An 11,502-nucleotide genomic window follows, 5' to 3' on the forward strand; every position below is an offset into this window, starting at 1 on the left:
CAACAAAATCTCGCCCTTGTTAAGTTATTGGAAACCGTGCCGGGGCCTTCTGGAACAGCACGATTTTGACAGGCACACGACAAATGCGCGCGATGGGAACATCAAGGACCAAGCTTTTCGGCGCGAGCCTGATCGCGCTGGCCCTGCTGCTGCCCGGCAGCACGCAAGCCCAGTCGGCGGGCAACGGCCTGACCAACCTGATCGACAGCATCTTTTCCGGACCGAACGCGACGCCGCCGCAGGCCGCAACCGGACAGGACGGCGCGGCACCGCCGTGGAGCGGTGAAGACGGCGCCTCCGGCCATCCGCTGATGACCGCAGCGGCGATCCGCCAGGCCGCGTCGGACTTCCCGAACTGCGTCGCAGCGATGTGGCCAGATGCCGCACGGCGCAACATCACCCAAGAGAATTTCGAGCGCTTCACCGCCGGGCTGACGCCCGATCTGCGCATCATGGACCTGATGGATTCGCAGCCGGAGTTCACCAAGGCGATCTGGGATTATCTCGACATCCTGGTCAGCGACGCCAGGCTCGCCAAGGGCCGCGAGATCCTTGCGAAATACAAGCCGCAGTTCGACGCCACCGAGAAGGCCTATGGCGTCGACCGCTACATCATCGCGGCGATCTGGGGCATCGAGTCGAACTACTCGACCCAGATGGGCGATCGCAACGTGGTGCAGTCGACCGCGACGCTCGCCTGCATCGGCCGCCGTCAGGCCTATTTCAAGGACGAGTTCCTGTCGGCGCTGGAAATCCTCAACCGCGGCGATCTCAGGCCCGAGCAGATGCGCGGCTCCTGGGCCGGCGCCTTCGGCCCGACCCAGTTCATGCCGACCGCGTTCAAGCGCTATGCCGTCGATGGCGACGGCGACGGCCGCCGCGACGTCGTCGACAATCCGAGCGACCTGATCGCCTCGACCGCCAACAATTTGAAGAAGGACGGCTGGCAGACCGGCGCGAGCTGGGGCTACGAGGTCGTGCTGCCGCAAGGCCTCAATTACATGCTGGCCGACCGCGCCAAGGCGATGCCGCTGTCGCAGTGGGAACATCTCGGCGTCAAGCGGCCGGGCGGCCAGCCGTTCCCGCGGCCGTCCGACAAGGCCTATCTGCTGGCGCCGGCGGGCGCCGAGGGGCCGGGCTTTCTGATGCTGCAGAATTTCCGGGTGATCATGAAGTACAACCCGGCGGAGGCCTATGCGCTCGCCATCGGCCATTTCGCCGACCGCCTGCGCGGCGGCCAGCCCTTCGCGCAGCCCTGGCCGCGCCAGGAGCGGGTGCTGTCGCGCGCCGAGCGGCTGGAACTGCAGCAATTGCTGGCCCAGCGCGGCTTCTACAAGGGCACGCCCGACGGCCAGTTCGGCGGCCAGACCCGCGAGGCGCTGCGCGGCTTCCAGGTGTCGATCGGGGCACCGGCCGACGGTTTTGCCACCGCCGAGGTGCTGGAGCGGCTCAGGGGGCGGTAGGGCTGAAGCCGCAGGCTGCCCCGTAGCCCGGAAATCCGGGGTTCTCGCCGTGCGGTTGGTCTGGTCCCGGATTACGCTTCGCTCCATCCGGGCTACGGCTCTCCCTCCCCCGCAAGCGGGAGAGGGGGCACGGTTCCGTCGCCGCGACGGCTAGGCCCTCCACCCCGAAAGTAACCGTGAAATCCGATATTTGCCGCCTGCCTTGACGGCGGCCGGAGGCACCCGATTTATGGTGGAAAAGCTGCCCGCTTGCGGCCCGATTCCGCTAGTATGCTCACGTACTTCCAGATCATTTGCGACCGAACGCGATGCGAGAGCCAAAGTCCTTTTTGCGCATATTCACCGAAGCCGGTCCGCTGGTCGCGCTGACGGTTACGCTTGCGCTGTTGATCGGCATCGCCCAGCCCGCCTCGGCGCAATTCTTCGGCTTCCCTGGCTTCGGCGGCGGACCGCCGCAACCACAGCGCCGCGCTCCGCCGCAGCACGGCGGTGGCGGCTGGTTCGGCGGTGATTTCTTCGCGCCGTTCCAGCAGCAGCAACCGCAATCATCGCAGCCGCAGCGGCCGCGCGAGGATTTTTCGCGCGCTCCGGCGCCGGCCAAGCGCGAGGCCGCCGCGGAGCGCAACGTGCTCGTCATCGGCGACGCCATGGCCGACTGGCTCGGCTATGGCCTGGAGGATGCCTATTCCGACCAGCCCGACATGGGCGTGATCCGCAAGCACAAGACGGTCTCCGGCCTGATCCGCTATCAGCCCAAGGGCGACCCGGCGGATTGGGCCGCGGCCGCGAAGGGCATTCTCGCCACCGAGAACCCCGACGCCATCGTCGTGATGCTCGGCCTCAACGATCGCACCGCGATCCGCGAATCTGTCGTGGAGAAGAAGGTCGACAAGAAGGACGAGAAGAAGGACGCGCGCGGCAAGCCGGAGGCCAAGCCCGGCGACAAGCCCGATGCCGCCGCCAAGAATGACGGCAAGGCTGAGGCCAAGCCCGCCGATCCCGAGTTGCCGGCCGACGACGCCGACAATGATCAGCAGGCCGCGCCGGAAAAGACTGCGCGCTCGCCCAACGGCCTCTATGAATTCCGCGACGACCGCTGGGTCGAGCTCTACGGCAAAAAGATCGAGGAGCTGATCAACGTGCTGAAGAGCAAGGGCGTGCCGGTGCTGTGGGTCGGCCTGCCCGCGATCCGCGGCCAGAAGGGCACGTCGGACATGCTGTTCCTCGACGCGCTCTATCGCGACGGCGCCGGCAAGGCCGGCATCACCTATGTCGACGTCTGGGACGGCTTTGTCGACGAGGCCGGCCGCTTCATGCAGAAGGGCCCGGACTTCGAAGGCCAGCCCCGCAAGCTGCGTACCGATGACGGCGTGTTCTTCACCAAGGCCGGCGCGCGCAAGCTCGCGCATTATGTCGAGCGCGAGGTGACGCGCCTGCTCGCGGTGCGCTCCGGGCCGATCGCGCTGCCCAGCGAACCGGCGACGCCGGATACCAGCGCCGAGCCCGGCAAGCCCGCGCCGCGGCCGCTGGCGGGCCCGGTGCTGCCGCTGGTCGCCTCCACGGTCGGCACCGATCAATTGCTCGGCGGACCGGGCTCGCGGCCCGCCGCCGTCGATGCGCTCGCCGCGCGCACGCTGGTGAAGGGCGAGGCGCTGGCGCCGCCCGCCGGCCGCGCCGATGATTTCGTCTGGCCGCGCCGCGAGATGGGCCGCGAGCAAGCCAAAGGCGATGTGCCGGTTGCCGCGACCACGCCGGCCGCGCCGGCGGGCGGGCCGGCCAATCCGCCGCCCTCGACCACGGCGATCGCGCCCGACGGCTCGATCATCACCGCGCCGAAGCCGCCAAGGCGCGCGTTCCGTCCGGCCCAGACCCAGGCCCAGCCGCAACAACAGCAGCCGCAGACACAGCCCTGGCTGCGCGATCTGTTCGGGTTCGGCGCGCCGCAGCAGCGCCCGCTGGTCGCTCCGCCGCCGCGCCCGCCGCGCGGTGTCGGACAGCGGGCCGCAGTGCCGGGGAATCCGTGGCAGTAGGCGGCGCGCACGCGCGACAAGCTAGCTGATGGCTGGAAATTTGCGGGAAACTTGCACGGCAAACTTGCACGGCGGGCCAGACGAAGCCGTAACCCGCCGTGTCTTGCGCGGCGTCTCGCACGGCGAGAGGGCGGGTTACGCTATCGCCAACCCGCCCTGCGATTTCATCGTATGGCTCAACCGTAATAGCGCCAGCGCGACGGCGGCGGGCGGCGCGGCTGGCGCGTCATCAGGAGCGCGAGCGCAAAGCCGATGCCGCCGGCGATCAGCAGCGATCCCAGCGGGTTCTCCTGCACCGCATGCGCCATCGCCTTCTGTCCACTGCGAACGGTCTCGCCACGATGCTCATAGGCGTCCTTGGCGTAGTTGACCGCGGTGTCGGCGGCGTCGCGCGCGGCATCCTTGGCCTGGCCGTAGAGATCCTGCACCGAGCCCGCGGCTTCACGCACGCGGCCCGAGGCCTGGGTCTGCGCATCGCCGGTCGCGTCGCCGACAGCGCCTTCGGCCTTGCCCGCGAACTCCTTCGCCGTTCCGAAAATCCGATCCTTGTCCATCGTCACGCTCCCTGATCTGTTCGGGAGCTAACCGGGAAGCGGCGCGCAGGTTCCTGCGGTTACAGGATCAGCCCGCCGTCGACGACGATGGTCTGGCCGACGATGTAGGACGCGAGCGGCGAGGCCAGGAACAGCGCGGCGCCGGCCATGTCGGCGGGCGTGCCGAGACGCTTCAGCGGAATGCGCTCGAGCGCGCCTTCGAGACGCTTCGGATTTGCCGTCGTCGCCTTGGTCATCTTGGTGTCGACGAGGCCGGGCGCAATGCCGTTGACGCGGATGCCGTTCTCCGCCCAGGCCTCGCCGAGCGTGCGCGTCAGCCCGACGGCGCCGGTCTTCGAGGCGTTGTAGGCCGGATTGCCCATGGTGGAATGATAGGCCGCGGTCGAGCTCACGATGATCAGCGAGCCCTTGCTCGCGCTCAGCATCGCCTGGAATTTGGTGGCGCAGGCCATCAGGCTCATCAGGTTGACCTCGAGCACCTTGCGAAAACCCTCCATCTCGAATTCCCCACGGCGGTAAATCACCGCGCCCTGCGCCAGCACCAGCACGTCGAGCCGGTCGAACGACGGCTTGAAGGCCTCGATCGCCTGCGGGTTGCTGACATCGAGCTGCGCGTAAGCGAGGCCCTCGAGATGCGAGCCTTCCTCGGTCGAATAGTCGCTCGCCTGCGCGCGGGTGCCGCAGATCGCGACGCGCGCGCCCTTGGCGCGGAACGCCTGCGCGATGCCGTTGCCGATGCCGCTGGAGCCGCCGACCACCAATATCTGCTTGCCGCCGAAATCGAGCTCGTTCATCGCGCGTTCCTCTCTCGTGCTGTTGTCTTGATTGAGCATGATCCTTCTCGGAAAGCCAACCGGGAAACTTGCGTTAACGCGCTGCGCGCATGCCGATATGGGATCAGTGGTTTGACGTATCTTGCGATCGGTGCCAGCGTTGCCGTCTCTCACAACGCAGAAAATCAACGGGGGGTCCGTCATGTCCGAATACAAGCAACTCAGCCGTTCGGTGAAGGACCTCACCGTTCTCGTCACCGGCGCCGCCAGCGGCATGGGCCGCGCCACCGCGCGGGTGTTTGCCGATGAAGGCGCCAATGTTGCGGTCACCGACCTCACCGAAGAAGGCACGCAGGCGGTGGCGAAGGAGATTTCGGCAGGCGGCGGCTCGGCGAAGGCCTGGACGCTCGACGTCAGCGATCGCGACGCCATCACCAAAGTCGTCAACGACGTCGCCGCGCATTTCGGCGGGCTCGACATCATCGTCAACAATGCCGGCATCTCGGTGCGGGTGCCGATCGACGATCCCGCTTATGAGGACGCCTGGGCCAAGGGCATCGCTGTGATGCTGACGGCGCATCCGCGCATCATCCGCGCCGCACTGCCATACCTGCGCAAGTCGCGCTCGCCGCGCATCGTCAACATCGCCTCGACCGAGGCGCTCGGCGCGACCGCGCTGCACAGCCCCTACTCCGCGGCCAAGGGCGGCGTCACCAGCCTGACCCGCTCGCTCGCGGTGGAACTGGGACGCGAGGGCATCACCGTGAACTGCATTTGCCCGGGCCCGATCCGCACCGCCATCACCGACCGCATCTCCGAGGAGCACAAGACGCTCTACGCCAAGCGCCGCACCGCGCTTGCCCGTTACGGCGATCCGGAAGAGGTAGCGCACATGACGCTGAGCCTGTGCCTGCCCGCCGCATCGTTCCTGACCGGCGCCGTGATTCCGGTCGACGGCGGGTTGATGGCGCGGAATGCCTGACCCGCGCACGGCCCGCGAGCGTTGACAGCGCGCGCGCGGCGAGTAGCCTTCTCGTCAAACGAAGCGGGAAAACCGCCCGCGACAGACGGGGAGATACGCCAATGACGGTCCTGATCCGGCAGCTTCACAAGCATTTCGTCGGCGAGGTTTCCGGCGTCGATCTGCGCAAGCCGCTGACGAAGCAGGAAGCGATCGACATCGAGGCCGGCATGGACAAATACGCCGTGCTCGTGTTCCACGGCCAGGACATCTCCGACGAGCAGCAGATGGCATTCGCGCTGAATTTCGGCGAGCGCGAAGATGCGCGCGGCGGCACGGTGACGAAGAAGCAGGACTACCGTCTCTCCTCCGGGCTGAACGACGTCAGCAATCTCGGCAAGGACGGCAAGCCGCTGCCGAAGGATCACCGCACCCATCTGTTCAATCTCGGCAACTGCCTGTGGCATTCCGACAGCTCGTTCCGGCCGATCCCGGCGAAATTCTCGCTGCTGTCGGCGCGCGTGGTGAACCCGAAGGGCGGCAACACCGAATTCGCCGACATGCGCGCCGCCTATGACGCGCTCGACGACGAGTTCAAGGCCGAGATCGAGGACATGATCTGCGAGCACTCGCTGATGTATTCGCGCGGCTCGCTCGGCTTCCTCGACTACACCGAAGACGAGAAGCAGATGTTCAAGCCGGTGCTGCAGCGCCTGGTGCGCACGCATCCGGTGCACGGCCGCAAGTCGCTGTATCTGTCGTCGCACGCCGGCGCCATCAGGGGCATGAGCATGCCGGAGGCGCGGCTGTTGCTGCGCGACCTCACCGAGCACGCGACGCAGCCCGAATTCGTCTATGTGCACAAATGGACGGTGCACGACCTCGTGATGTGGGACAACCGCCAGACCGTGCACCGCGTCCGCCGCTACGACCAGTCGCAGCCCCGCGACATGCGCCGCGCCACGGTCGCGGGCACCCAGCCGACGGTCGCGCAGGAAGCGGCGGAGTAGCGGTCGCGAAGGCTGTCGTAGCCAAACCACCGCTGTCGTAGTCGAACCCACAGCTGTCGTCCCGGGCAAGCGTAAGCGCGACCCGGGACCCATAACCACAGGGCGCTGTTGTTGCACGACGCTGTGGCCCCAGCGCGGCGCCGCAATTGCATGCGGTGGTTATGGGCCCCTGCTTTCGCAGGGACGACACCGTGAATGTGGACGGATCGTCGACGACCTCAGCGACAGCCTACGCGTGGCCGGCGTCGTTCGAGAGCATGCCGGCCTCGATGCCGATCTTGCGCAAGGCGCGCGCGTATTTCTCGTCGACGTCGGTACCGAAGATCAATTCCGGATCGGCGTCGCAATGCAGCCAGCCATTGTGCTGGATCTCGTTCTCGAGCTGGCCCGGCGCCCAGCCGGCATAGCCGAGCGCGAGGATCGCGTGCTTCGGCCCGGCGCCCTTGGCGATCGCCTTCAGGATATCGACGGTCGCGGTGAGCGAGATGCCGTCGTCGATGTTGAGTGTCGCATCCTGAATGTAGAAGTCGCTGGAATGCAGCACGAAGCCGCGGCCGGTGTCGACCGGGCCGCCCTTCATCACCTTCATCATCTCGGCATTCTCGGGCAGCTGGATCTGGTCCGACTTCTCGATGATGTCGAGCTGCACCAGCAGCCCGGGAAAATCGATGCTGCCGGCGGGACGGTTGACGATGATACCCATCGCGCCCTCGGAGGAATGCGCGCACATGTAGATCACGGAGCGTTCGAAGCGCGGGTCGTTCATGACAGGCATCGCGATCAGCATCTGGCCGTCGAGATAGCCACCTTCGGCGGCATGGGCGCCGACGGCCGGGTTTCTGCCGGCGGTGGTCTTGCGAGTCTTGCCTGTTTTGCCTTCAGGGCGCATCCGCAAAGGCCTTTCCTGCTGATTTGGCATCCTGATATCGGGTGGCGGTTCTGTCAATCAACCATCGACCGCCGTGCGGCGATGCATCACAAGCAATTCAATGGTTTGCACCGAAAGTTACAGGTAAAGACGTCTCATGATCGTCATAGTTCCCTTGCGTGCCGCATTTGGCGTTGCCACCCTGTTTTCCGTCGCATGTATGGCAACGGAGGTCCGCGCCGACGACGCCTCGCCGTGGCAACAGGACACGCATTCGGCGGTGCGGCTGCTCGCCGGATCGCGCAGCGGCGCGGTGCTGCTTGGCGGCATTGCGTTCCAGTTGCAGGACGGCTGGAAGACCTATTGGCGGACGCCCGGCGATTCCGGCGTGCCGCCGCGGTTCGATTTCTCCAGGTCGGATAACGTCGAGGCGGTCACCGTGATGTGGCCGGCGCCGCGGCAATTCGACGACGGCGCCGGCGGCACCTCGCTCGGCTACAAGCACCAGGTGGTGCTGCCGCTGCGCATCGTGGCGAAGAATCCCGACAAGCCGCTGGTGCTGCGCGCCGACATCAACTACGCGGTGTGCGAGAAGCTGTGCGTGCCGGTGGAGGCGAAGGCCGAGCTGGCGTTCGCGAGCGTCGCATCGACCGAGGACGCCGCGCTGTCGGAAGCACTCAACGCGGTGCCGAAGCCCGCCAATATCGGCGACCCGATCCCGTTTTCGATCCGCGACGTCAAGCGCGACGGCAAGAACAACGTGCTGGTCGATGTCGCCGCGCCCGAGAGCAAGGACCTCAGCCTGTTCGTCGAGGGGCCGACGCCCGACTGGGCGCTGCCGGTGCCCAAGCTCGTTGCGCAGGCGCCGCCGGGCGTGAAGCGCTTTTCTTTCGAGCTCGACGGCCTGCCGCCCGGCGCCAAGGCCGACGGCGCCGCGCTGAAGCTGACGCTGGTCGGCGGCGACAAAAGCTACGAATTCAATATCAATTTGAATTGAGCCGTAGGTCATTCCGGGGCGATGCAGCGCATCGAACCCGGAATCTCGAGCTCCCAGGTTCAGTGCTTCGCACTGCCCCGGGACGACCCCGAAGGGGTGCGTCACCCAACCCAATCTTAACGTTTCGTTGATAGATCGGAGGCCATTGCCGCCACGCGGCGCTTTAGGAATTTTCCGCCTTGGCTGTGATGGAGACACAATCCGCAACCTCTGCGCCATCGGGCCGGGCCGCACGCCTGCGTAGCCTCGCCGCGCGCGCGCTCGGCGGCACCAAGGAGGCGTCGGTCACCAAGCGCCTCGCCGGCATGATCTTCGCCATCCGCGTCATCAGCGCCGGCATCGCCTATCTCGCGCAGATCCTGCTGGCGCGCTGGATGAGCGGCTCGGATTACGGCATCTATGTCTATGTCTGGACCTGGGTGCTGCTGCTCGGCAGCACCATGGATTTCGGCATCGCGCCCTCCGCCCAGAAGATCATTCCGGAATACCGCGCGCGCGGCGACCTCGCGGCGCTGCGCGGCTTCCTCTCAGGCGGCCGCTGGGTGGTGCTTGCGACGTCCAGCGTGGTCGCGCTGCTGCTGGCCGGCGTAATCCACCTCGCCTCGCCCTGGATCGATCCCAACGCGGTGGTGCCGCTCTATATCGGCTGCCTGACCCTGCCGCCCTTCGTCGTCGCCAACACCCAGGACGGCATCTCCCGCGCGCATGACTGGATGCAGCTCGGCCTGATGCCGCAGTTCATCGTGCGGCAGGGGCTGATCATCGCGCTGACCGCCGGCGCGCTGGCGCTTGGCCTCAATCTCGGCGCCACCGCGGCGATGATCGCGAGCGCGGCCCGCGGTGTACATCGCGGCGATCGGCCAGATGGTCGTGCTCAACCGCCGCCTCACCGCCCATCTCGGGGTGGGCGAGAAGAGCTACGACGTCAAGGGCTGGTTCGCGATCTCGCTGCCGATCATGCTGGTCGAGAGCTTCTATCTGCTGCTCGGCTACACCGATGTGCTGATGCTGCAGCAGTTCCGCTCGTCCGAGGAGGTCGGCATCTATTTCGCCGTGGTGAAGACGCTGGCGCTGGTGTCGTTCGTGCACTACGCGATGGCGGCGACCACGGCGCACCGCTTCGCCGAATACAACGCGCTCGGCGACAAGGACCGGCTGTCGGCCTATGTCGCGCACACCATCAGCTGGACGTTCTGGCCCTCGCTGTTCGCAACCGTTGCCCTGCTGGCGTTCGGCAAGCCGCTGCTGTGGCTGTTCGGCCCGAAATTCGTCGACGGCTACAGCATCATGTTCGTCGCCGCGATCGGCCTCGTGGTCCGCTCGGCAATCGGGCCGGTGGAGCGGCTGTTGAACATGCTCGGCCACCAGAGCATCTGCGCGACCGCCTATGCGGTGTCGTTCCTGATGAATGTCGGGCTCTGCATCGCCCTCGTCCCGCGCTACGGCGGCATGGGCGCCGCGGCCTCGACCTCGCTGTCGCTGACCTTCGAGACGATCCTCTTGTTCTATGTCGTGCGCTCGCGCCTCGGCCTGCACGTGCTGGCATTCGGCAAGCGGCGGCCGGCGTCATAGGATTGCGCCGGACGGGGCATAGTGCGATGCATGACTGTCGCCGGACCGAGGAACCTGCCTGACCGCGTTCAGCCTTGCGCCTGTCAGGCGCGCCTGATGTCCGCCTGCTCCCAATGGTGGCCGGCAACCATGCGGCGGAAGAACCACAGAACGGCCGGGCAAGCCAGGAGCACGGCGGCGCCGAAGTCGAGTGCCGCGCTCGCGGAGCCGACCGCGGTGGAGAGCTTTCCTCCGATCGCAGGTCCAGCCAGCATGCCGGCGTAAAAGACTGTGTAGAATATTCCCATTCCGATCGGCCGCGTCTTCTGCTCGAGCACGCGCGCAGGCAGGCTCATGATCGGACCGGCAGGCAGGCCGCAGAGGATTCCAAGAGCAATGACGACGGGAAGCACCGTGCCGCTGCGCGACAGGAGCAGTGTCAGGAGCGCGAAGGCGACGCAGCCCGTGACCAGGATGACCTCGCCGCGCTTGGTCCGATCGGCGAGGAAGCCGCCCAACGGCACCGAAAGGGCGGCGAGCCAGAGCACGATACTGACGGTTGATCCGGCTGCGGCGCCGGACCAGCCCTGCTCGACCAGCACCGACGGACCGAAACTGAAGATCATCGCAAAGCCGATGTTGTAGAGACACCAGATCAGCCCGGCGGCAATCACAGCGCAGATCGTGTCGGCGGTCAGGCTGCTGCGCTCGCCTTCAACCGCGACGGCCGCGTCCGGCGCGCGATAAACCAGAGCGATGAGGCCGAGACCGATCAGGATCACCCCGGCGACGGCAAGATTGACGGCATGGAGTCCGAGCGTAGCTCCGATTGCCGGCAACAGCATGAGAGCGACTGCGATGCCGGCCGGCCACGAGTTGATGAAAATAGCCATCGCGGTGGCGATTTCCCGGCCGGCAAACCAGTCCGCGACCATCTTGGTCATCAGAACGTTCAGGAGGACGCCGCCGATGCCGGCGGTCAGTCGGCCCGCGATCTGCACGCTCCACGACGTTGACGTGGTCATCAGCAGCTCGCCTGCCAGCATCATCAGGAGACCGGCAAGGACCACTACCTTGTCGCCATAGCGGCGCCCGATCGCGCCGCCAGGCAAGGCAAGCAAGGCGCCCGGCGCAAAGTAGAGCCCGATCAGAACGCCGATATCGGCCAGGCTCGCGCCCAGACCCTGGCTGAGTTGCGGCGCGATAGCCGCGACGCTCTGAAACTGAAAGGCGATGGTGGCACGAGCGACGAACAGAGCAGCAAGAATGGTCCAGCGGCTTCGCATTTGGATTTT

The 11,502-nt window shown here is 66.6% G+C and carries 9 protein-coding genes and 1 pseudogene; 6 read left to right on the forward strand and 4 right to left on the reverse strand.

Annotated features, from left to right (window positions below):
• Positions 1-83 precede the first annotated feature (83 nt).
• Positions 84-1,463, forward strand: a complete 1,380-nt coding sequence (locus ACVWY5_RS34625) for a lytic murein transglycosylase (protein ID WP_028334742.1) — start codon at positions 84-86, stop codon at positions 1,461-1,463.
• Between the two features lie 308 nt (positions 1,464-1,771).
• Positions 1,772-3,493, forward strand: coding sequence for an SGNH/GDSL hydrolase family protein (locus tag ACVWY5_RS34630; RefSeq protein ID WP_028334741.1), 1,722 nt, complete (start codon positions 1,772-1,774; stop codon positions 3,491-3,493).
• A gap of 176 nt (positions 3,494-3,669) precedes the next feature.
• On the opposite strand, the gene ACVWY5_RS34635 is transcribed toward ACVWY5_RS34630, so the two are convergent.
• On the reverse strand, positions 3,670-4,047 hold the full coding sequence (locus ACVWY5_RS34635; RefSeq protein WP_028334740.1) for a CsbD family protein: 378 nt from the start codon (positions 4,045-4,047) through the stop codon (positions 3,670-3,672).
• Between the two features lie 59 nt (positions 4,048-4,106).
• The gene (locus tag ACVWY5_RS34640; RefSeq protein WP_028334739.1) at positions 4,107-4,841 is read right to left on the reverse strand and encodes an SDR family NAD(P)-dependent oxidoreductase; all 735 of its coding nucleotides are present in this window, start codon (positions 4,839-4,841) and stop codon (positions 4,107-4,109) included.
• A 181-nt stretch (positions 4,842-5,022) separates the two neighbouring features.
• Here ACVWY5_RS34640 and ACVWY5_RS34645 point away from each other — a divergent pair, with 181 nt between their 5' ends.
• Positions 5,023-5,802 (forward strand): SDR family NAD(P)-dependent oxidoreductase, encoded by a 780-nt coding sequence (locus ACVWY5_RS34645; protein WP_028334738.1) that lies wholly within the window; start codon positions 5,023-5,025, stop codon positions 5,800-5,802.
• Positions 5,803-5,903: 101 nt separating this feature from the next.
• The gene (locus tag ACVWY5_RS34650; RefSeq protein WP_028334737.1) at positions 5,904-6,791 is read left to right on the forward strand and encodes a TauD/TfdA dioxygenase family protein; all 888 of its coding nucleotides are present in this window, start codon (positions 5,904-5,906) and stop codon (positions 6,789-6,791) included.
• Between the two features lie 229 nt (positions 6,792-7,020).
• Here ACVWY5_RS34650 and ACVWY5_RS34655 read toward each other — a convergent pair whose 3' ends face one another.
• The gene (locus ACVWY5_RS34655; RefSeq protein ID WP_028334736.1) at positions 7,021-7,680 is read right to left on the reverse strand and encodes a YqgE/AlgH family protein; all 660 of its coding nucleotides are present in this window, start codon (positions 7,678-7,680) and stop codon (positions 7,021-7,023) included.
• Between the two features lie 136 nt (positions 7,681-7,816).
• Between ACVWY5_RS34655 and ACVWY5_RS34660 the strand changes: the two genes are divergently transcribed.
• Together ACVWY5_RS34660 and ACVWY5_RS34665 are read left to right on the forward strand one after the other, a co-directional pair.
• Complete coding sequence (locus ACVWY5_RS34660) at positions 7,817-8,656, forward strand: protein-disulfide reductase DsbD domain-containing protein (protein ID WP_028334735.1); 840 nt, start codon at positions 7,817-7,819, stop codon at positions 8,654-8,656.
• A 188-nt stretch (positions 8,657-8,844) separates the two neighbouring features.
• Positions 8,845-10,228 (forward strand): annotated as a pseudogene (locus ACVWY5_RS34665) (oligosaccharide flippase family protein).
• An 83-nt stretch (positions 10,229-10,311) separates the two neighbouring features.
• Here ACVWY5_RS34665 and ACVWY5_RS34670 read toward each other — a convergent pair.
• Positions 10,312-11,493, reverse strand: a complete 1,182-nt coding sequence (locus ACVWY5_RS34670; RefSeq protein WP_028334733.1) for an MFS transporter — start codon at positions 11,491-11,493, stop codon at positions 10,312-10,314.
• Between the last annotated feature and the right edge of the window lie 9 nt (positions 11,494-11,502).

The organism is Bradyrhizobium sp. USDA 3256 (genome assembly GCF_054058275.1).